This is a genomic window from Anabaena azotica FACHB-119 (genome assembly GCF_014697625.1).
Classification (GTDB): Bacteria; Cyanobacteriota; Cyanobacteriia; order Cyanobacteriales; family Nostocaceae; genus Trichormus; species Trichormus azoticus_A.
In genome coordinates this window covers 14,886-36,717 of the sequence record NZ_JACJSG010000041.1, presented here as the reverse complement: position 1 = coordinate 36,717, position 21,832 = coordinate 14,886, and the positions used below count along the sequence as shown (strand labels likewise).

Below are 21,832 nucleotides of genomic sequence, written 5' to 3'. Positions count from 1 at the left end.
TACGATTATTTTAATTTGTTATTTTATTAATTAAATAACAGTATAAGTATAAAAAACTAAAGTGTTACGAAAGTAATTAAAATCAAAAACTTACAAATATCTTGCAGATAGATAATTTTCTTGAGGCTTGGAATATTTCTGCTCATAAAGTATTGTATCATTGACCATTGGTTAATACAATGCTACGATATTCATTAGTATTATTGAGTAATTTAATAGCTAGCTTTTAATATAATATTATGCTCAATCTTATCAGTGCATTAATAATATTAAGTATCGTTTTATGAGAAAGATAACTCTACCTCAACTTGAACGTCATTTGTTTGCTGCTGCTGATATTTTGCGCGGTAAAATGGATGCTTCTGATTATAAAGAATATATTTTTGGAATGCTTTTCTTAAAGCGTTGCTCTGATGTGTTTGATGAGCGATATGAGCAAATTATTAAAGACAATATAGCGAAAGGACGCACCGAAGCAGAAGCAAAACAACGTGCTGAATCACCTGCTTACTATGCTGATACTTTTTTTGTGCCAGATAGAGCGCGTTGGTCTTATATTGAAAAGGAATTACACAGTGATGTTGGCAATGGCTTGAATAAAGCTTTAGGTGCATTAGAAATTGAAAATACAATTTTGGAAGGGGTCGTTAGCCACATCGACTTTAACAAAACAGTTGGTAAAACACGGGTTCCTGATCAGAAATTACGGGATTTAATTAGGCATTTTAGTAAATCTCGCCTGCGTAATGAGGATTTTGAATTTCCTGATTTGCTGGGGGCGGCTTATGAATATTTGATTAGACACTTTGCTGACTCCGCAGGTAAGAAAGGGGGCGAATTTTATACGCCTCGTGATGTAGCACGGTTAATGGTGCGGTTGCTGAAACCAGAAACGGGAATGCGAATTTATGACCCTTGTGTGGGTTCGGGGGGGATGCTAATTCTTTCTCAGGAGTATGTAGAAGAACGTTGGGGTAATGCCAAGAATTTACGTCTCTATGGACAGGAGGCTAACGGCGGGGTTTGGGCGATTTGCAAAATGAATATGATTTTGCATGGAATTGCGGACGCGGATATTGAAAATGATGATACTTTGGCTAACCCACTACATACAGAGGGTGGGGAATTGATGCGTTTTGACCGGGTAATTAGTAACCCACCATTTAGTCAAAACTATTCTAGAAAAGGGTTAAATTTTGACGGGCGTTTCCGTTATGGTTTTTGTCCTGAAAGTGGTAAAAAAGGAGATTTGATGTTTGTCCAGCATATGCTGGCGGTGTTGCGACTTCAAGGAATGATGGCGACAGTAATGCCTCATGGGGTTTTGTTTCGTGGTGGAGTAGAGAAGGAGATTCGACAAGGATTTATTAAAGATGATTTACTGGAAGCAGTGATTGGTTTACCACCAAATTTGTTTTATGGTACTGGTATTCCTGCTTGTATTTTGGTGATGCGTGGGTCGAAAGATGCCAAGCCTGAATCTCGTCGGGGTAAGGTTTTATTTATTAATGCTGATGCAGAATATCAAGCAGGGCGAGCGCAGAATTTTCTCAAGCCAGAGCATATTGAAAAAATTGTCTCGACTTTTGAAGCGTTTATGGATGTTCCTGGTTATGCAGCAGTGGTGACTCAGGAACAATTAGCTGCTAATGATTACAATTGCAATATTCGTCGCTATGCTGATAATTCTCCACCGCCAGAACCTCATGATGTAAGAGCGCATCTTTTGGGAGGTATCCCCAAGGCTGAGGTAGAAGCTAAACAAGAGCCTTTTATTGCTCATGGGTTTGATACTCAGGCTATTTTTGTAGAGCGCAATCAAGATTATTTTGATTTTTTGTCTACGCTGTCGGAACGAAGTCAAATTAAGAAACTTGTGGAATCGCATCCTGGGATAGTGGAGCAGGAAAAAAAGCTAAAAGCAGCTTTTCTTGATTGGTGGGAAACTCATGAAACCAGATTGTTGAAGTTACCAGAAACAAAAGATGTAATGGAAATTCGTAATGATTTTATTAAATCTTTTACTGAGGCACTTCGACCTATCAAGATTTTAGAACCTTATCAATTAGCTGGTGTAATGGCTGGGTTGACAGATAATACACAAAAAACTTTAGAGGCTATTTCTCATCAAGACTATCAGGGATATGTTGAGAATCAACTAGAAGAAAAGGCTAATACTTTACGAAAGGAAGCTATACAAGAGCAGATGCTTTTGTTTTTGGATGAATTTCAAGTGAATGGGGTTATTGCTAGTTGGTGGGATGAAATTCAGTATGACCTCAAAACTATTGCTGCTCAAGATTTTCATGGGTTGATTGAAGGTTGGGTGGCAACAATTACGACAGATTTAAATAGTGATGATAAAAATGGTCATAGTTCTGACCCTTTAAGCCATAAATTAGTGGTGCGATTGTTGCCAGATTATTTACAGGAGTTAGCTGATTATGAGGCGAAAAAGGCAGATTTAGAAAGTCTGTTGGCAGCGACGAAAAAAAGTGATGAGGAAAGTGAGGATACAGATTTAGAGGATGAGGATAAATTAAGTGAGGCTGAGATTAAGAAACTTAAGCAAGAATTGACGCAGGTGAAGAAGATTTTGATTAGGCTCAAGGAAGATTTAGTTAAGCGTTTGGAGACTGCAAGACAGCAGTTGATGATGGAACAATGTCAGCGATTAGTGTTAGATATTGCTAAGGATGATTTAGAAAATCAGTTAAATCGTTATGTTAATGCTCATCGTCAGCAGGTGATTGCTGCGCTTGAGAATTGGTGGGATAAGTATCGGGTGACGCTACGAGATATTGAGGCGAAGCGGGATGAGGCGGCGCAAAGGTTAGAAAAATTTTTGGTGGGTTTGGGTTATGCTGAGTAAACCAGTTTGGCAAGAGGAAAAACTTGGTAAGTATGCTTACATAAAAGGTCGTATTGGTTGGCGAGGACTTAAAGCATCTGAATATACTGAAGATGGCCCATACTTGATTGCTGGTAATCACATTACAGCAGGGCAAATAAATTGGTCTGCTTGTGACCACATATCAATGCGTCGCTACCTTGAGTCTAGGGAAATTGCTCTTGAGGAAGGCGACATTATTCTGACAAAAGATGGAACTATTGGTCGTGTTGCCATTATTGATAAGTTACCTGGCTTGGCAACTATTAACTCGACTATGATGCTTATTCGGGTACGCTCACCTTTAGTGCCACGATATGTCTATCATTATTTAACTGGTGATAAATTTCAGAAGCTGGTTGCAGATAAAGTTTCAGGTAGCTCCATTCCTCATATCTTTCAACGGGACATGGTAGAACTAACCATACCTGTGCCATCAGAGTCTGAACAACACTATATTGCTGAAATTCTTGACAGTATTGACTCGGCGATCGCACACACAACCTCGATTATCGCCAAACTCAAACAAATCAAGGCTGGACTGCTGCACGATTTGCTGACTCGCGGACTTGATGAAAATGGGGAATTGAGAAATGCGATCGCGCATCCTGAACAGTTCAAAGATTCACCATTGGGGCTGATTCCGAAAGATTGGGAAGTTGTGAAACTAGAATCAGTGCTGAATGGACGACCAAAAAATGGGTATAGTCCAAAGGAAGTTGATGAATGGACTGGCACTTTAATGCTTGGATTAAGTTGTCTTACTGAAGAAGGTTTTGAACCTTGTCAACTAAAGAATGCACCACTTAAAGATCCAAAAGTTAGCAATGCCATTTTGCACGATGGAGATTTTTTACTTAGCAGATCCAATACCCGCGAACGGGTTGCTTTAGCTGGTATCTATCGGGATATAGGAGTACCTTGTATTTATCCAGACTTAATGATGCGATTGAGTCTTTATGAGAAAACTAACCCTCGCTTTTTGGAACTACTCCTTCAGCACTTTCCTGTGAGAAGACAGCTTACAAGTAATGCTCAAGGGACTTCAGGTAGTATGGTTAAAATTGGTTCTCAAACTGTAATTGGTGTTGTGATAGCACTTCCTGATCCTGTAGAACAAGTAAGTATTATTCATGGTATTGATCAACACGATACCCGCATCCGCGAAGAAGAAGCCTATCTCGAAAAACTCAAACTCCACAAAAAAGGACTAATGCACGACTTATTAACAGGAAAAGTCCGAGTCAACCAAATTAACACTTCGGCTTCGCTCAGTGTTAAAGCCGAGCCAAGTTGAGGCTTCAAAAATGATTTTACCACATCTACAACTGTATAATCAAATAACGCCATGATGCAACAAAGAAACTAGCTAGAAAAACGCCATCTTGATAAATATAGCAATAGCCAAGACAGTTAGGACATCAGCAAATGATAAAACGTAGACAGAAAAAAACTTTTCGCCCTGTCACCTGTTACCTGTCACCTGCTATATCTTGTTAATTACTAACTTTATTCTTGATTTAACCAAGCCACTAAATCAGATACTTCTGAAAAATCTAACAATGCTTCCCCTAAATCTTCCAACTCTTGAGTAGTTAAAAGTTTAATCCTCTCAATTAAAGCAGGTTGTATTTCCCCAAATTTACGATTTATCTGGCGAATAACTAAACGTTCTTCACCAATTTTTTGACCGCGTTGTTCACCCTTTTGTAAAATATCTTGGTAAATTACTGACTCTTGCATAATCTCCTCCCCTCAAATTAAAGCTGGGGTTGTCTTACTGATGACTAACTTTCTTGTTCATTTAACCAAGCTACTAAGTCAGATACATCAGAGAAATCTAACAATGCTTCTGCTAAATCATCTAAGTTCTCAACAGTTAAAATTCTAATTCTGTCTATTAAGGATGAATCAATTTCCCCAAAACGCCTATTAAGCTGACGTATAATTGTACGTTCTTCACCAATTTTTTGACCGCGTTGTTCACCGCGCATCTCACCCTTTTGTAAAATATCTTGGTAAATTACTGACTCTTGCATTTTGATATGTTAGTAGGAATGTAAATTTATTCTTGATTTAACCAAGCCACTAAATCAGTTACTTCTGAAAAATCTAATAATGCTTCCCCTAAATCTTCCAACTCTTGAGTAGTTAAAAGTTTAATCCTCTCAATTAAAGCTGGTTGTATTTCCCCAAATTTTCGATTAATCAGGCGAATAACTATACGTTCTTCGCCAGCTTTTTGACCAATTTCCTCACCGCGCTTTTGACCTATTTTCTCACCGCGTTTTTGACCTATTCTTTCACCCTTTTGTAAAATATCTTGGTAAATTACTGACTCTTGCATAATCTCCTCCCGTAGAAAGTGACGAATCAAATCTTTTTCAAACTTTAAACCTGCTAAAATTTCTGTGTAAGCTGCTATATCCTGTTGACTGGCTTTATCTGGAATTTTAGCAATATTCTGGGAAACTTGGGATAGCAGAGTTTCGGGTGAGTTGGTTTTTGTTAATGGTGCTAATGGCAATAATGCGGGATTCTCTAGAAATAATGCTGAGTCTTGCTCCCACATCCGCATGACACGATAACGGTGAGTTGTAGTTTTACTGACATACTCTTGAGTATAAGCAATTTCGTCATCGGTTTCTTGTAAAAAAATGACTACTTGAACCACTTCGACTTGATAAGTACGAGTTAGTCTCACTGAATAATCCAACATTCGTAATGGAATGGGAGTATTCGATGCAGTTCTTGTTTGAAATTCAATATGCAATATCTGATTTTCTGTTTGTAAAAAGGTAACAAAATCAGCCCGAATTGGTTCAATACTCAATTCAGTTTTTAAGACTTTAATATTTTGCGGTTCTTCGCCTAATAGCCAACGGGCAAAATCGCGGGGATATTTTTCAGCTAAGATTTTACAAACGTTGTCAAAGCTCACAAGATTATAACATTTTTATAATAGGATAATTATTATAGCGTTTCCTAGAAATATATGTAGGGTGGGCAGTGCAGCGCCAAAACGATGAGCCGGTGGGCATTGCCCACCCTATGGATACTGTCCCCTGTCACCTGTCCCCTGTTCCCTGGTATACTTGCCGTTCATGTAAATCTAGTCAATGATGAAGGAATAAAAAATCACTCGTAATTTCCCCTGATGTTAAACGAGTACAGCCTGGTTGAACTTCCTCTCATCAACCAACTCAAACTTATGGGTTGGCAGCATCTTGAAGGTGACATTGGTGTTTCTTACCTCACCGAAAGGCAAAGCTTTCGAGATGTACTTTTAACGGCAAGACTGCACAAAGCCATCCGCGAAATTAACCTTGATGAACAAGGACAACCTTGGCTCGACGATGGACGCATCAACACAGCGATCGGTACTCTAGAACGTTTGGGAACAGCTAAACTTATGGAAGCAAATCAAATTGCCACCGATTTGCTACTCAAAGGAACTGTAGTCGAAGGTGATCCACAACGTGATGGTGGTAGAGACCAAACGGTTCGCTTTATTGATTTTGACCATCCAGAACGCAATGATTTTCTCATCATCAACCAGTTTCGTGTAGATGTTCCCGGTGGGCGCAATTACATTGTTCCTGATATTGTTCTATTCATAAATGGCATCCCCTTAGTTGTAATTGAGTGTAAAAGTCCCTTGGCTACAGAACCAATGGCAGAAGGAATTACTCAGTTACGCCGCTATTCTAACCAACGCGAAGAAATTGCGGACAATGAAGGTGCAGAAAGACTATTTCATTACAATCAATTCTTAATTTCAACATTTTTTCATGCCGCCAGAGTTGGCACAATTGGCGCATCCTATGAACATTACCTGGAATGGAAAGATACCAGCCCTATATCAATGGCTGAGGTTGCAGCATCATTAGGTGAGACAAAACTTAGCAGTCAGCAAATTCTCGTGGCGGGAATGCTACGCCCGTCCCACTTACTTGATATAGTTCGCAACTTTACTCTATTTCAACAATCTGGCGGTAAAAATATCAAAATTGTCGCTCGTTACCAACAGTTTCGCGCAGTACAGGAAGCAGTCCGCCGCTTGCAAAACGGTCAAACTCGCCTTCAAGATGGGGAAAATGACCAACGAGGCGGTATTATCTGGCATACCCAAGGCTCAGGTAAAAGCTTGACAATGGTATTTTTGGTACGCAAGCTGAGGACTTTAGCAAAATTACGGCGTTTCAAAGTTGTTGTAGTGACGGACAGAGTTGACTTAGAAAAACAACTGAGTAATACAGCCAGTCTCACTAACGAAACAGTCCACAGAGCAACTAACACCGAAGAACTGAAAGCACTGCTGCGACACTCTAGCCCAGATTTAATCTTTGCGACAATTCAGAAGTATCAACAGCGAGATGAAGACACCACCGAAGATAATAGTATGGTGTTGCCATCTACTGCCACTAAGCGAAATCCTGCTGTTTGCAAAGCCGCAGAAAATTCTGCTAACTACAACGTCAATGCAAATGTGCGCCGTCTGGTGACACAAACAGAGCAATTTCCTATCCTCAACGATTCTGAAGATATCCTAGTGCTGGTAGATGAAGCGCATCGCACCCAAGCTAGTCAGCTACACGCTAATTTGATGAAGGCGTTACCCAACTGTGCCAAGATTGGTTTTACGGGGACTCCGATTTTGGTGGGGGAACGCAAGCGTACCTACGAAATTTTTGGGGAATTTATTGACCGCTACACCATTCAACAATCAGAAGCCGATGGGGCTACAGTGCCTATTTTATATGAAGGACGCACGGCTGAGGCAGAGGTGGCAGATGGGCGATTCCTTCGGAAAGCTTCGCTAACGCTAGACCAACTTTTTGAAGATATGTTTGGCGATCGCACTCCCGAAGAGTTAGCAGCAATTCGCGCCAAATACGCCACAGAAGGCAATGTCTTGGAAGCACCAAAGCTCATAGCAGCCAAGGCAGAGGATATGTTGCGTCATTACGTTGATACGGTATTACCCAATGGATTTAAAGCCCAAGTCGTCGCCAGTAGTCGCCTCGCCGCCGTGCGTTATCAACAAGCTTTTGTGGCTGCTCATCAAAAATTGGTGACACAGTTAGAAAACTTTGACCCAAATCAACAGTTGTCAAATCCCGAAACTGAGTTCTTAGCCCGTATTTATCCAAGATTAGCGCAAATCAAACAATTAGAGTTTGCCACTGTAATTTCTAGTAGCAACAACGATGATCCAGCCTGGAAGCAGTGGAGTGATAAAGGCAAAGTAGAGGAATACATCAACCGTTTTAAAAAACCACTGGTGCATTCCGATGCAACCAAACAAGACGGTTTAGCTTTTCTCATCGTCAAGAGTATGCTGTTAACTGGCTTTGATGCCCCCATTGAGCAGGTTTTGTATTTGGATCGCTCAATGCAAGGACATGAATTATTGCAAGCGATCGCCCGTGTTAACCGTACCTATGCCTGTAAATCCTGCGGCTTGGTTGTAGACTACTACGGTGTTGCCCGACATTTAAAAGAAGCTTTAGCAGTTTATAGTGCGGAAGATGTCCAAGGCGCTTTAATTAGCCTCAAAGATGAGTTACCTAAATTAAGCGATCGCCATCAGCGCGTGCTGGCAGTTTTCCAAGGGCAAGGTATTCCAGATATTGCCGATGTCAACGCTTGCATCGATTTGCTGCGAGATATGAAAATTCGCGCTGAGTTCGTGGTGAAGCTCAAGCAATTCTTGGAAAGCTTAGATATTGTCATGCCTCGCCCAGAAGCATTACCTTACCAACGGGACGCGAAGATTTTCGGCTATATTAACAAAGCTGCTGCCAATCTTTACCGGGACTTCCAACTCAATATTTATGGCGCAGGAAATAAAGTTCGGCAGCTAATAGATGAGTACATCATCGCCAGTGGCATAGATCCCCAAGTCCCGCCAATATCGATTATGGATGCTGAATTTGCGAGTGCTGTTAACTCTCGAACTTCAGACCGCGCCAAAGCATCCGAAATGGAACACGCTGCCCGCTACCACATCAGCCAACACTTTCAGGAAGACCCAGCTTACTACAAAAAATTAAGTGAACGGCTAGAGGAAATTTTAGAGAAGTTTCAGGATAAATGGGCAGAATTGCTGGAAGCACTGCGTCAATTCACTCAAGATGTGAGGCGAGGTCGCCCAGCCGATGAAACTGGTCTTGACCCCAGAACTCAAGCCCCATTCTTAGGCATCCTAGTAGAAGAAATTGGTTTAGGTCGAGAACTACCTAAGACCGAACTTGACAAATTGGCAGCAATTACCGTGGAAATAGTAGAACATATCCGCCAGGAAATTCGGATTGTAGATTTTTGGCGAAATGCTCACGCGCAAAACGTGTTGAGGGGTTGGATTGTTCGTGCTTTAGACGACCATGATGTGATACCCTTTTCTCGACAACAGGCAGTAAGCGATCGCATCGTTGAACTAGCAAAAGCCCTCCATGCAAGATTAACCACATGAATGAATCTCTGGTCATTGATGATTTATACTTTGTTTTGCAGCGTAGTGACAGCCGTAAAACAGTAGGCATTACCATTGACCGGAGTGGAGAATTAATTCTCAATGCTCCCTCTGACTGCCCTTTGGAAATAATCAAGCGAATTGCCCAACAGAAACGCTTTTGGATTTACACCAAGTTAGCCCAAAAAGAATTACTCTGCCAAAATCAGTCACAAAAAGAGTTTGTTAACGGTGAAGGATTTTATTATCTAGGTCGCAGCTATCGACTCTTGCTAGTACAACCAAAATCAGCAACTCCTCTACGTCTTTATCAAGGTCGATTTATGCTGAGGTCTAATGAAAAAAACCATGCTAGGGAGCATTTTATTCATTGGTACACACAACACGCTGAAATTTGGTTACAGCGTCGGCTAAACCTGTTCTCTGCCAGACTTGGGGTCGCTCCCGGTATCATCAAAATTCAGGACTTAGGTTTTCATTGGGGATCATGTGGTAGTCAAGGAAACATTTATTTTCACTGGTTAACCATCCTTCTACCACCTCGAATCATTGATTACATTATTGTTCATGAATTAGTGCATTTACACGAATCCCATCATAATCAACAGTTCTGGCAGTCTATAGAGCGAGTTATACCAGATTTCGCCTTACGTAAGCAGTGGTTAGCTGAAAATGGTAGCCGCTTTGTATTATGAGAGGCAAGATAAGCATTCAAAACTCTATCAATTCCATATTAAACTCGATGAGTCAGCAGAGATAATCTCTTTGCTTATGAAGAATTTGATAAAGGCAGTTACAGGCAGTAGTCAGGCAATGTAAGATGACGGTGAATGAAGTATTTACAAGCAAGATTGCTTTGTGCCGCACGCAGCAATACAATAGTACTATAATGTAGTAAATTAACATAATGAAAGGGGAGTTGCTCAAACGGCTATTTAGAGCGATCGCTAGTGAAGATAAAACGGCGATCCAAAGTATGTTATCTATAGTCGTTGAGGAAGAGCGTAAGAAAGGACACACCGTTCTTGCCGAACAACTCGAAAATATTGCTCATAAAAGTAACCGTCAATCTCCTCGTATTCCTCCTGAGAAACCTGGGCTTTCACCAGATGTATCTCGTGATGTAATTCCGTCTGCATCTTCTAGGGACGCTATTTCAAAAACCCCTGATACTCACTCTTTAACTTTACTGTCGAGCAAACAGCGTTTTAACCACCCCTTTATTGTCACTATTCCTAGAGAGCGTTTGCGCCACCACATGGTTCTTTCAGATATTGTGGAAGAGCGTTTTCGCCGTATAGAAAGAGAATATGTTGCTCGTGACCGACTGGCTCATCACGGTTTACGCTACCGCCAAAAAATCCTACTCTACGGTACTCCTGGCTGCGGTAAAACGATGGGGGCTGAACGTCTAGCTTGGAATACAGGACTGACTCTTGTGAAGGTGCGCTTTGACGCAATGGTTTCTTCATTTTTGGGGGAAACAGCAACTAATTTGCGCGAAGTATTTGAAACAGCATCTCAAACTCCTTGTTTATTATTTATTGATGAATGTGATGCGATCGCTAAATCACGGGAAGACATTCAGGAAGTTGGCGAAATAAAGCGCGTAGTTAATACTTTTTTACAACTACTTGATGAATACGAAGCCTCAAATGGGTTACTTGTTGCTGCCACAAACCTAACTAAATTTTTGGATGAAGCGGTATGGAGAAGATTTGATGATGTAATCGAGGTGCCAAAGCCTACAGCAGCAGAAATTGAGGCTATATTAAAACAGACACTTTCCTCGATTGAAGTTGGCATAATCAACTGGGAAATAATAGTGCAGAAACTGGATAAATTTTCAGCAGCACAGATTGTTCGAGTTGCTCAAGATGCCGCAAAACGCGCCATCCTTGATCGAGAAGAACTTGTCATCCAAGAACACTTAGAGGCATCTATTCAAGACGTTGTAATTTCCCATGTCTGAGCAATTGAATCAATTTTCTCATTTACCTCTACGTTTAACCAATGAAGGAACTGCTGCTGCACCTACAGGAGGTGGAAGAAAAACCTCTGCAACAACTCTGGCTAATCGAGGTAATGCAGGTGGACACGGTAGAAAGCTTAACTCTTCCATTTCCACTCTTATCTCTAATTGGGAAACAGAACGGGAAAACCGTAAAGAAGAAGGTAAACCTGATTTACCAGATGCAGTTTCATTTATTTTGCAAGTAGATCCCAATTTATTTAATGCTGATGCACTAAAAAGTTTTGGGATTGAGGTTGTTGCCGAGCTGGAGGAGGGCTACATCATTGGAGCTTCAGCAGATATACAACTCTCGGAACTCAGAAAAAAGATTCAGCAATTCATTGATTCCCAGCGCGGTGGGGGGAAAGTTCCAGAAATATGGGAAATTTTGGAGGGGACTAAACGACCAGAATATATTCTTTCCCCCAGTCTCAAAGCTCAGTGGGATCAGATTTTAGATCATCAAGAATATATTGTGGATGTAGGTATTTCTTGCATCAACATTCAAGAACAATATTCTAAATGTCCTAAGCCGGAAAGCTTTAAGAGCGATGCAGAGTTTCAACAAAAGCTTGATGAATGGTTGGATAACCATAATCTCACGCCAGAAGAGTGGGATGATCTTTATCTAGTGCGAGAAGATCAGCTTGAGAAATTTATTAGCGATCCGAAATCGGGATACCAGGGAGAAATTTTGCAGTCGGTTCAAGGTGATGAGATCGGTATTTCACGCCTACCTGATAGCTTTTCCTGCCGGATTCGCATACTTGGTAAAGGTTTGAAGGATCTTGTCTTCAACTTTCCATATATATTTGATGTCAGTGAAGTCGATGAATTTATCACTCCATCCGCTACACAGAATAGTTCTGAATCAGATCACGAACAGTTTGAATTAGAAGCACCTCAGCCAAATGCACCCAAAGTTTGTATTATCGACAGTGGTATTCAACAAAATCACCCTAAACTTAGAGTTGCGATTGAAGCTACTCTCTCTACATCTTGGGTGCCTGGAGAAACACATATCACTGCTGATTATTGTGGAGGTGGTGGACATGGTACTAGAGTTGCAGGGGCAGTTTTGTACCCACGAGGTATTCCTAAAACGGGTCGTCAGCAGGCAGTGTGTTGGCTTCAAAATGCCAGAATTCTCAATGCCCGAAACGAACTACCTAAACTTATATTCCCACCTGACGTTTTAGAGGAAATTGTAACTATTTATTACCGCCAAACTAAAACGCGAATTTATAACCACTCAATAGCTGGAATTTCACCATGTCGCACACAATCAATGACACCTTGGGCAGCAGCCATCGATAAATTAAGTTGGGAAAATGATGTTCTCTTCATTGTTGCTGCTGGCAATATTGAGGCAGTGAGAAGCTTTGTCACACGCCCTTCAATTGCTGCTCATATACAAGCTGGTCGTTACTATCCAGAATATCTGCTGCAACCTTCTGCACGAGTGGCTAACCCAGCACAAAGTTTTCAAGCTCTAACTGTTGGTTCTATTGCTCATCATACTTACTGTAGTCCGCCCCTCATCTCGATTGCAAAAGAAAATTATCCTTCTTCTTTCTCCTGCTCAGGCCCAGGCATTTGGGACACTATTAAACCAGAAGTAGTTGAATATGGTGGTGACTACGTAATTGACTCACCAACTTCACCCAATTTCACTACACCAGAATCTGTTTGCCCGGAATTGATTCGTTCAACCCGTGATGGTGGTAAAGCTGTTAGTGCAGATGCAGTAGGAACATCATTTGCTGCGCCTAAAGTCACCCATATCGCTGCCGCATTAGAAGCAGCATTCCCTCAAGAAAGTACACTGCTTTACCGCGCACTCATTGTTCAATCAGCACGTTTACCAGCATGGACAAATAGTTTGAATGCTAAGGAACTCTATCATGCCATTAGGACTATGGGTTATGGACTTCCAGATATCAATCGCGCTCTGGGCAATTCCCCAAATCGTGTAACCCTAACTACTAGGGGGTTAGAACGCATTAAAGCCCGACAAGCTAAGGTTTATCAAGTAAAAGTGCCAGAAAATTTCCTGCCTCAAGGAGAAGGGTTTGACATTCTGATTGAAATCACGCTTTCCTATGTGGCTGAACCTCGTCGTACCCGACGTAATCGCCGGAAATATTTATCAACTTGGTTAGATTGGACTTGTAGCAAACGAGGAGAAGATCCAGATCGGTTTCTCGATAGAGTCCTCAGTGAGTACGATGCACCAGAAGAGGCTGAGAAAGGTGATAAACTATTACGATGGACACTAGGGAAAAAACAGTTTAAACCGACTAATGGACAAACACAACCAAATGGTATTGATGGCATAGTTAAGGAACTGTCCCGAAGTACAGGAACTGTTCAGAAAGATTGGGCAACTGTAAAATCTTATGAGCTACGCGAAGGCTTTTGTATTGCTGTAGTTGGTCATACAGGATGGAACCAGGATAGTAATGCTGATGTGCCTTTTGCACTGGCTGTTAGTTTTGAAACTGTAAATTCAGATATTAATTTATATAGTTCATTTGTTGAAGCAGAAGTTAAAGCTGAGGCTGAAGTACAAGCAAAAGTTAGGGCGCAGCAAAAAATACAACTTCAGCAGTCTGTTTAGAAATCTAAGTATATTTTGCTATTACTTAGTTGTAAGGAGTAGTACAAGGGAGTATACCAAATAAAACATAAAATATTAATTTTTGACAAAAAACGCCAAATTTTGGTTCAAATCGGAAGCTTATCTATTTCGATTTAGTAAGTCAATCTGCTTGTGATACTTTACCATCTCCGCAAACGGCAGAAAACACCTGTGACAACAACCGTTCACCCACAAAGCCGGAATTTTAAACCTTGCTCCACAGTTGGGGCATTCTGAGAGCAAGCGTAAATTGTGAAGTTCGCATCCCTGTGTTATTTTCAACTGCCATTCAATCTTGTGACATGGTGACTCGGCATAACAAGCACCACACAACCGAATTGGCTCCATTTTCATCCCCACCCCAGCAGGTGGTAGCATTTGCGCTAACCTATCGGCATCAACCCCCAAAACCTTAGCCAAAGCCTCCAACTGCTGGCGAGATGGTGGGGGATTAAACCGAAACTTTTCCCATCTGGCGATCGCACCGCCACGTCCTGCGGCTTTACCTAACCCAGTTGCCGTTAATTTTATTGTCCCTCACTAGGTAGATATCCTAATATAGGATAAATTTATCTAGCATAATGATTTGAACAACCGGAAGAATTAATGAGCCGATCTAATCCAGAAGCTAGTTCTACAGTAACCTTGAAAAGTAATTCCCGTAGAAGGTGCTGATATTCCCTAGTAGGCTTGTAAATTTTGGCTTCAGCCCCCATGAGTCAACTATTGTCTGAGCCTCTAGAAACTCACTGGCAGAACCTTGAAACTTGTAGCCATTAGTGTTCGTTTGCTGTAGATTTGCAGTCCTTTGGGTTGTATCCTCTGGCTCCAAAACAAGATAGTCTGGCGGATTATGGTAATGAGTGTCTCTAGCTAGAGCTACTGACAAACCAGATACAATGCACACATCTAAAATACGAGGTTTTCCGTAAATAATCTTCTCAGGTAGCCATGCCAAGATTGCAACGTGAGTTTGATCAAACTGAAAGTGATTTTGGCTATCTTTGAATCGGGCGGTTATCTCTGTCGCCAATGGAAACCATGCTTTAATCTCTAATCCAGGTGTTGGTTGAACGTTACCCACAAAGATAGCGTCTGGAAATCCCGGATCTTGCCTCTGCCATGTTCCAAATTCAGCAAAATCATCTTGCTTATTTAGAAACTCAACAGTGTTAAATTCGATTAAATTTCCAAGTAATGGTGAAAGCTTTGAGATAACTTTAGCTAAATTTACTGCTGCATTCACAGTCACCGGTTTAGACACGTCTAAAACATCAAACGTATGCCCTGATAAATTAACTAAATATTCAGATGCAAGTCTGATTACATCTGCTGTATTCATAGTTTTTGTTCACAAGATGCTTCAGATATTTGCTCGTCAACCTTCCTGAGAATAGCACAAGGGTCTACGCCAATTACGCGAGTAACCATGAGAAACTCAACGACATCCAAGCGCCGCTCCCCATTCTCATATTTAGCAACAAAAGATTGCGGTTTTTGAAGAGATTTAGCAAGAGATTGCTGAGTAAGTTGTGCTTCCTTACGAGCGGCAATCATACAGCGCCGGAATATTTCATACTCATGGCTGGAGATAGATTTCATCTGGCTTTAGCACTATGTGTATTTCAGTAAAATAAACCTATTTTCGGATAATCCCAAAATAGCATAAGAAATACGCCCCACTGTGATATCGCTTCCTGATTCCACTGCCTAAAGCAAATATCAATATCAGTAGTGATAAACAATAATTCTCGCCCTTACCTGCGTCTGACAACCATCAGCGAGTATATCTCTCTCATTTATGGGTCGCCCGGGATTCGAACCCGGAACTAATCGGTTAAAAGCCGAGTACTCTACCGTTGAGTTAGCGACCCTTGCGCTGTGTTTCGCAACTTTTCCATAATAACAATCCACACAAGAATTGTCAATGGATTTTAGAAAAAACTTGCCGACAATCTAACAGAGGCTGTGCAGCGATCGCCTGGCTCTAGCACCGTTAGCTTTTCGCCAGTGTTGAGGGAGTTGCGAGGAGCGCTCCAAGGTTCTAGACAATAGAAATCCTTACCCTTGAGCGTCCAAAATACCAACATGGAAAAGATATCATCTGAATCTAAGGTCAATTTTAGCTTGCGGCTATGGTCTGTAACCGTCGCCGACTGGCTGGTGATGTGATTAAAAGCAAAATCAATTTCATCACGGTTAAAGTCAAAATTGCCGGGGAAAGGATGAACTTCCTTTGTGGTCTGGTCTTGATACTCCTGAGAGGGAATGGCAAACTCTAATTGACTTTTATCCCCAGTCAAGAAGTAAGGATGAAACCCAGCCGAAAATGGCAAGGGTGTAGAAGACAGATTTTGATATTCCTGATGAATTTCTAAATTATTCCCTTGTATGACATAAGTGAACAATAGTTGAAAATCAAAAGGATAAACCCCCTTAGTTTGTTCATTGCTACCGAGAACCAACGTCAGGGCTGCATTGTCCTTAGTCGCCTGTTCCACCACATTCCAAGGTAAATCACGGGCAAAGCCATGTTGTTTAAGAGTATACTGTTGACCGTTGAGGCTGTAAGAATTTCCCGGTAAGTTACCGCAGATGGGAAATAAAATCGGTACACCACCTCTAACACTCAAATCTGGATGAGTGAAGCGTTCCGCATCCAAGTAGAGAATTTCCTCACCCCCAACGCGCCAACGGGTAATAATCCCGCCACGTTCCGGTACTACCTCCAGTTGCGAAAGTGCCGTTTCGTCAGAAAGGATATAGGTTTTGTACTGTTGCTGTTGAATGGCAATACTAAACAAGGGTTTAATCCTCAGTGGCTAGGGGTGTAGGGGTGTGGGGGTGTAGGGGTGTAGGGGTGTAGGGGTTAGGAAATAGGAAAAATATAGCAACAAGCGATAATTTCCCAATCCCCAATCCCCAATCCCCAGTCCCTAATCCCCAGTCCCCAATTTACTCGTCTTCCGCAAACACAAAGCGATACAACTCGCTGGGGTCTGGTTCTGGGCTGCTTTCAGCGAACTTCACCGCATCATCAATTACGTTTTGAATTTTGCGTTCAATATCTTTCAGTTCTGCTTCTGTTGCTAAGTTCTGCTCAATTAAATAGTTAGCAAGCTTCTTGATCGGGTCGCGGGAGAACCAAAACTCCTTCTCGTCTTTGGTTCGCAACTCGTCTGGGTCTGCGAGGGAGTGACCCCGGAAACGGTAGGTCAAGGCTTCGATTAAGGTCGGGCCTTCACCAGCACGCGCCCGCGCTACTGCTTCTTGAGCGACTGCACGCACTGCTAGCACGTCCATACCATCTACTTCCACACCAACCATGTTAAACGCGGCGGCTTTCTTGTAAATCTGTGGGTCGGATGTGGCGCGATCGTGAGCCATGCCGATCGCCCACTTATTATTTTCTACCACAAAAATAATCGGCAGTTTCCAAAGTGCTGCCATATTCAGGGTTTCAAAAAACTGCCCGTTATTAGCAGCACCATCACCAAAGAAACAAGCTGTCACTTGGTCGGCTTTGGGGTCGCCTAAAACTTCCCGGCGATATTTACTTTGAAACGCTGCACCAGCTGCTACAGGTATCCCTTCCGCGACGAAAGCATAACCACCTAACAATTTATGTTCAGCCGAGAACATGTGCATGGAACCGCCACGTCCTTTACTGCAACCTGTGGCTTTACCGAACAACTCCGCCATGACTTCTCTAGCAGGGACACCAGCACTCAAAGCATGAACGTGGTCGCGGTAGGTACTGCTAACAAAATCTTCTCCAGGGCGCATTGCTTGAATTACGCCAGTAGAAACTGCTTCTTGACCGTTGTACAAGTGGACAAAACCAAACATTTTGCCCCGATAATACATTTCAGCGCATTTATCTTCAAAGAAACGCCCCAAAGTCATGTCTTCATATAAGAGCAAGCCTTCTTCTTTGGTGATTTTGGCGTTGGCAGTATCAAATTTAGGTAATGTGCGTTCTTGAACCATTATTTTTTATTATTCCTGTCTAAATAGGAAATTTACCATTTTCAATAGGTTGTTATTTGACAAATCTTGTTTTTTCCAGTCTGGCTGACTAGAGTTAACAACCCACACCTTGGCATTGCAAACAACTACAAGAAATAGTATGCAGCAAATAGGTGTATTGTTGATTTTTCAAACGATAAATAAGGACACAAATTCGCTTATATCCCCCGCATGAATGACGCTTGCTCTACGCATCACGACTCGTAAAATAGAGATACCAAGAGACTTTCTCGCCTGTCACCTCTTCCCTGCCATATCTTTAAATACAGCAATTCTGTATCTAGTCTCTAGCCTCTCTCCTCTTCACCCTAACAACTATATTATTTGTCTGATTCTTCATCACCATTTCTGCTCATAAGCTATCACTCAGAATAGCTTGGTTTCTGCATACCTATGAACAATTTCTGGAAAATTGTCCGCCAGAATCTGGACTATACATTTATATAGTTGCCATAATTATATATTTATGATATAATTTTGTTCTTTATTAGTGCATCTACCGTTAACAATAGTACATATTTAACTGCATAGTCAGAAAATTTTCTGAAGCAGGGTGAGATTGTATCTGCTTGTAAACACAACATTTATACTCATAACAATGGTTATTATGTTGATTTGAAAGTGGTCAAACATTGATCACTATTATTGTCAGCAGAAATACTCAGGAATAAAACAAAATATTCCACATTTATAGGCAAAAACAAAAAATAAGGATTAAAATATGACACACATTTTTGGAAAAACCCAAAAATAGTTGTTGCAATATACACTTATAGTATAAGTTCATCACGGTACTATTAACCGTATGATTATGGCACGGTTTTACAAGCCTGGAATGGTCTAGGTTAATTATGTTGATCACGGTGCAGGGGAAGTAGGCTGTGCGAATTCCGCTAGATTACTACCGAATTTTAGGTCTACCGTTAGCGGCAAGTGGTGAACAACTGCGACAAGCATACAGCGATCGCATTGTTCAATTGCCGCGACGGGAGTATTCTCAAGCAGCAATTGCTTCCCGTAAACAACTCATAGAAGAAGCTTACGTGGTTTTATCAGATCCCAAGGAACGCAGCAGTTACGACCAGCTGTATCTCTCACAAGCCTACGACCCAGATAACACCGCCACGACCAAAGTAGTGGTAGAAAATCGTGGTGCGAATAGCAATGGTCATTTCGATGTCCAAAGCCTCAGCGTGGAAATTTCCTCTGAGGAATTAGTTGGTGCTTTATTAATTCTGCAAGAGTTAGGAGAATACGAACTCGTCCTCAAGCTAGGTCGTAATTACTTAGGTAATCAAAACGGCAAACTAGCGCCCAGAAATGGTCATCATCGCTCATCAGATGAACTTCCAGAAAATTCTGAACGTCCAGATATTATCTTGACTGTCGCCCTGGCCTGTTTAGAATTAGGACGCGAACAATGGCAGCAAGGTCACTACGAAAATGCCGCCATGTCTTTAGAAACTGGGCAAGAAATGCTATTTAAAGAGGGCATCTTCTCCAGCGTCCAAGCAGAAATTCAGGCTGACCTGTACAAACTGCGTCCCTATCGGATTTTAGAATTACTCGCCCTACCCCAAGAACAAAGCATTGAACGCCGTCAAGGCTTGGACTTATTACAAAGCATTCTCGACGATCGCGGCGGGATCGATGGTATAGGTAATGATCAATCAGGCTTAAATATTGATGATTTCCTGCGGTTCATCCAGCAAATACGCCACTACTTAACAGTCACTGAACAACACAAGTTATTTGATGCCGAAAGCAAACGCCCCTCGGCTGTCGCCACATATTTAGCTGTGTACGCCTCCGTCGCCAGAGGCTTTACCCAACGCCAGCCTGCTTTAATTCGTCATGCCAAGCAAATGCTGATGCGGTTATCCAAGCGGCAAGATGTGCATTTAGAACAGTCCCTGTGTGCGTTGCTACTAGGGCAAACAGAAGAAGCCACCCGCGTTTTAGAACTGAGTCAGGAATACGAAGCCCTAGCTTTAATTCGCGAAAAATCTCAAGATTCTCCAGATTTACTCCCTGGGCTGTGCTTGTATGCCGAACAATGGTTACAAAATGAAGTCTTTCCTCACTTCCGCGACCTGTCTAGACAGCAAGCTTCCCTGAAAGATTACTTTGCCAACGCACAAGTACAAGCATACTTAGAAGCCCTGCCCAACGATGCGGAAACTACCAATGAATGGTCGGTAATTAACCGTCAATCTTTTGGGCAACCTCACTCACCAGGAAGGACTCCGGCGAACAGACCACCTACCACAGCCCCAAGACAAACCCCGCAACCTAATTATCCATCTGCGGCGACTCGACAATCTCCGCAAAACAGAACACCTGATCCCGAACTACCAGAAAACCCATATAACCGAAGACCAGAACCCACACCTCATACAGCAGGCAGAGAGGATATACCAAGCGCGCCTGCGTATCCAGGCTATCCACCAGAAATCCCTGTAGCACAAGCTAGTAGACCTCCTCAACAGAGGGCTAACGGGTCTAATCAATCTTCACCTAGACCAACTAGCAAACGCAAAAGACGCAAGAAGCCAAAGCAAGTTGTTAACCCAGGAGGTAGCGTTCATCAAAGTCGGCCTTCTGCTAGGAATATCAACCGGAAAACAAGATTATTGTTGATAGCTGTTGCTTCCTTGGGAGCGATATTTGTTTTCTGGCTGATAGTCTCCACGACTTTTGGCTGGTTAAGGAATGTATTTTTCCCAGCACCAACTTTACAAGGTGAACAATTATCGATTCAAATCAATCAACCGCCTGTAGAAATTCCTGATAAAGACGCTGAACTCAAAACTGTAGATGGACGGCTAAACGAAGAAACCGCACAGCAAATAATTGAGCAGTGGCTAGCAACTAAAGCTTCTGCTTTGGGGGCTAAACATGAAATTGAAGATTTAAATGAGATTTTAACTGGTTCCGCTTTATCTCAATGGCGGCTAATTGCCTTGCAACTGAAAGCAGACAACAGCCATCGCGAATACGGACATAAGGTCAAGATAAACTCTGTGAGTACATCAGACACAGATCCCAATCGGGCAACTGTGGCAGCTACAGTCAGCGAATTAACGAAATTTTATGAAAATGGGCAAAGAACTAAGTCTTCCCAAGAGAATCTCCGTGTCCGCTATGAATTGGTGCGGCAAGACAATGTATGGCGGATTCAGAGAATGGCAGCAGCTATAAACTAGGTAGAAGCGAGGAAACTTCAGCTTAGTTTACTTTTCTTAATTTGACACTCCCCTGCCTAACCAAGTTTCGCTTTCGCTCACTTGCTTAAAAAGGCAGGGGATTCTTGGTTCAATGAGTCCACTTAGCGCCCGATTCCTTGCGGTATCTTGTGCCAGAGGTGGTTCTCTCCCCAAGCGTTAACTTTTGGTCTGCCCGACCATAGTTGCACAGTGTGCAATATTTGTTTGGTAGAGACGCGATTAATCGCTTCTGTACAATGCTGTTCGTCTAGTACCTGTAAATCTTTTACCTACTTCCAGGTGATACTAGAACTACGAAGTAGAACCAGCAAGATTCATTTGTCAAGGTTCAGCGTCTGCGTATTAGGCAGCAATAGGGTTTTTTCAGTGGTTGATTACCCTTCCACAACCATATTCTACCAAAAGCCGTCCTATAAGGACGGGGTTTTCAACCCAAATTTTCGATAAATTTATTTTTAAATATAGAATTATTTAGGTATAAGTTTTTATATGTACATTACGTTTTACTCTAGCCTCTGTGTAAACCAGTACTGCATCTGGGCGAAGAATGCTGTAA

Annotated in this window: 15 protein-coding genes and 1 tRNA gene; 7 read left to right on the top strand and 9 right to left on the bottom strand. The window is 41.9% G+C overall.

From position 1 onward, the window contains the following. The first annotated feature begins 283 nt into the window (after positions 1 to 283). Positions 284 to 2,872 (top strand): HsdM family class I SAM-dependent methyltransferase, encoded by a 2,589-nt coding sequence (locus tag H6G83_RS35515; RefSeq protein WP_190477004.1) that lies wholly within the window; start codon positions 284 to 286, stop codon positions 2,870 to 2,872. After that, complete coding sequence (locus H6G83_RS25110) at positions 2,862 to 4,187, top strand: restriction endonuclease subunit S (protein WP_190477002.1); 1,326 nt, start codon at positions 2,862 to 2,864, stop codon at positions 4,185 to 4,187. The genes H6G83_RS35515 and H6G83_RS25110 overlap by 11 nt, the downstream gene beginning before the upstream one ends. Positions 4,188 to 4,399: 212 nt before the next feature. Here H6G83_RS25110 and H6G83_RS25105 read toward each other — a convergent pair whose 3' ends face one another. The 3 genes from H6G83_RS25105 to H6G83_RS25095 are packed head-to-tail and all read right to left on the bottom strand — an operon-like array spanning position 4,400 to position 5,831. After that, the gene (locus H6G83_RS25105; RefSeq protein WP_190476999.1) at positions 4,400 to 4,633 is read right to left on the bottom strand and encodes a DUF4351 domain-containing protein; all 234 of its coding nucleotides are present in this window, start codon (positions 4,631 to 4,633) and stop codon (positions 4,400 to 4,402) included. 44 nt (positions 4,634 to 4,677) lie between these two features. Further along, positions 4,678 to 4,929 (bottom strand): DUF4351 domain-containing protein, encoded by a 252-nt coding sequence (locus H6G83_RS25100; protein WP_190476997.1) that lies wholly within the window; start codon positions 4,927 to 4,929, stop codon positions 4,678 to 4,680. A 26-nt stretch (positions 4,930 to 4,955) separates the two neighbouring features. Next, positions 4,956 to 5,831 carry a DUF4351 domain-containing protein gene (locus tag H6G83_RS25095; RefSeq protein WP_190476996.1) on the bottom strand — a complete coding sequence of 292 codons (876 nt, stop codon included), beginning with the start codon at positions 5,829 to 5,831 and terminating at the stop codon, positions 4,956 to 4,958. A gap of 216 nt (positions 5,832 to 6,047) precedes the next feature. On the opposite strand from H6G83_RS25095, the gene H6G83_RS25090 reads away from it, so the two are divergent. The 4 genes from H6G83_RS25090 to H6G83_RS25075 all read left to right on the top strand — a co-directional run bounded on the left by H6G83_RS25090 (position 6,048) and on the right by H6G83_RS25075 (position 13,999). After that, positions 6,048 to 9,365, top strand: a complete 3,318-nt coding sequence (locus tag H6G83_RS25090; protein WP_190476994.1) for a type I restriction endonuclease subunit R — start codon at positions 6,048 to 6,050, stop codon at positions 9,363 to 9,365. Beyond that, positions 9,362 to 10,060, top strand: coding sequence for a M48 family metallopeptidase (locus H6G83_RS25085; protein ID WP_190476992.1), 699 nt, complete (start codon positions 9,362 to 9,364; stop codon positions 10,058 to 10,060). The genes H6G83_RS25090 and H6G83_RS25085 overlap by 4 nt, the downstream gene beginning before the upstream one ends. 212 nt (positions 10,061 to 10,272) lie before the next feature. Further along, positions 10,273 to 11,337, top strand: a complete 1,065-nt coding sequence (locus H6G83_RS25080) for an ATP-binding protein (protein WP_190476990.1) — start codon at positions 10,273 to 10,275, stop codon at positions 11,335 to 11,337. Then, positions 11,330 to 13,999, top strand: a complete 2,670-nt coding sequence (locus tag H6G83_RS25075; protein ID WP_190476988.1) for a S8 family peptidase — start codon at positions 11,330 to 11,332, stop codon at positions 13,997 to 13,999. The genes H6G83_RS25080 and H6G83_RS25075 overlap by 8 nt, the downstream gene beginning before the upstream one ends. Before the next feature lie 120 nt (positions 14,000 to 14,119). Here the strand turns inward: H6G83_RS25075 and H6G83_RS25070 are convergent, their stop codons facing one another. The 6 genes from H6G83_RS25070 to pdhA all read right to left on the bottom strand — a co-directional run bounded on the left by H6G83_RS25070 (position 14,120) and on the right by pdhA (position 18,010). After that, positions 14,120 to 14,440: a TniQ family protein gene (locus tag H6G83_RS25070; protein ID WP_242044793.1), complete on the bottom strand. Its 321-nt coding sequence runs from the start codon at positions 14,438 to 14,440 to the stop codon at positions 14,120 to 14,122. Positions 14,441 to 14,654: 214 nt separating this feature from the next. After that, positions 14,655 to 15,362 (bottom strand): hypothetical protein, encoded by a 708-nt coding sequence (locus H6G83_RS25065; RefSeq protein ID WP_199328588.1) that lies wholly within the window; start codon positions 15,360 to 15,362, stop codon positions 14,655 to 14,657. Continuing rightward, positions 15,359 to 15,622 carry a helix-turn-helix domain-containing protein gene (locus H6G83_RS25060; protein WP_190476986.1) on the bottom strand — a complete coding sequence of 88 codons (264 nt, stop codon included), beginning with the start codon at positions 15,620 to 15,622 and terminating at the stop codon, positions 15,359 to 15,361. Before H6G83_RS25060 ends, H6G83_RS25065 begins: the two co-directional genes overlap by 4 nt. A gap of 200 nt (positions 15,623 to 15,822) precedes the next feature. Further along, positions 15,823 to 15,894: transfer RNA gene (locus H6G83_RS25055), tRNA-Lys, on the bottom strand. A 60-nt stretch (positions 15,895 to 15,954) separates the two neighbouring features. Then, on the bottom strand, positions 15,955 to 16,824 hold the full coding sequence (locus tag H6G83_RS25050; RefSeq protein ID WP_190476984.1) for an aldose epimerase family protein: 870 nt from the start codon (positions 16,822 to 16,824) through the stop codon (positions 15,955 to 15,957). 151 nt (positions 16,825 to 16,975) lie between these two features. Continuing rightward, the gene (gene pdhA, locus H6G83_RS25045; protein ID WP_190476982.1) at positions 16,976 to 18,010 is read right to left on the bottom strand and encodes a pyruvate dehydrogenase (acetyl-transferring) E1 component subunit alpha; all 1,035 of its coding nucleotides are present in this window, start codon (positions 18,008 to 18,010) and stop codon (positions 16,976 to 16,978) included. A gap of 920 nt (positions 18,011 to 18,930) precedes the next feature. Here pdhA and H6G83_RS25040 point away from each other — a divergent pair. Further along, entirely contained in the window at positions 18,931 to 21,255 is a 2,325-nt protein-coding gene (locus H6G83_RS25040) for an IMS domain-containing protein (RefSeq protein ID WP_190476979.1), read from the top strand. Positions 21,256 to 21,832: the final 577 nt, after the last annotated feature.

Excerpts from the sequence above, each read along its gene's own strand:
- H6G83_RS35515 (WP_190477004.1), top strand. The coding sequence starts at position 284 with ATGAGAAAGATAACTCTACCTCAACTTGAACGTCATTTGTTTGCTGCT.
- H6G83_RS25110 (WP_190477002.1), top strand. The coding sequence starts at position 2,862 with ATGCTGAGTAAACCAGTTTGGCAAGAGGAAAAACTTGGTAAGTATGCT.
- H6G83_RS25105 (WP_190476999.1), bottom strand. The coding sequence starts at position 4,633 with ATGCAAGAGTCAGTAATTTACCAAGATATTTTACAAAAGGGTGAACAA.
- H6G83_RS25100 (WP_190476997.1), bottom strand. The coding sequence starts at position 4,929 with ATGCAAGAGTCAGTAATTTACCAAGATATTTTACAAAAGGGTGAGATG.
- H6G83_RS25090 (WP_190476994.1), top strand. The coding sequence starts at position 6,048 with ATGTTAAACGAGTACAGCCTGGTTGAACTTCCTCTCATCAACCAACTC.
- H6G83_RS25085 (WP_190476992.1), top strand. The coding sequence starts at position 9,362 with ATGAATGAATCTCTGGTCATTGATGATTTATACTTTGTTTTGCAGCGT.
- H6G83_RS25080 (WP_190476990.1), top strand. The coding sequence starts at position 10,273 with ATGAAAGGGGAGTTGCTCAAACGGCTATTTAGAGCGATCGCTAGTGAA.
- H6G83_RS25075 (WP_190476988.1), top strand. The coding sequence starts at position 11,330 with ATGTCTGAGCAATTGAATCAATTTTCTCATTTACCTCTACGTTTAACC.
- H6G83_RS25065 (WP_199328588.1), bottom strand. The coding sequence starts at position 15,362 with ATGAATACAGCAGATGTAATCAGACTTGCATCTGAATATTTAGTTAAT.
- H6G83_RS25060 (WP_190476986.1), bottom strand. The coding sequence starts at position 15,622 with ATGAAATCTATCTCCAGCCATGAGTATGAAATATTCCGGCGCTGTATG.
- pdhA (WP_190476982.1), bottom strand. The coding sequence starts at position 18,010 with ATGGTTCAAGAACGCACATTACCTAAATTTGATACTGCCAACGCCAAA.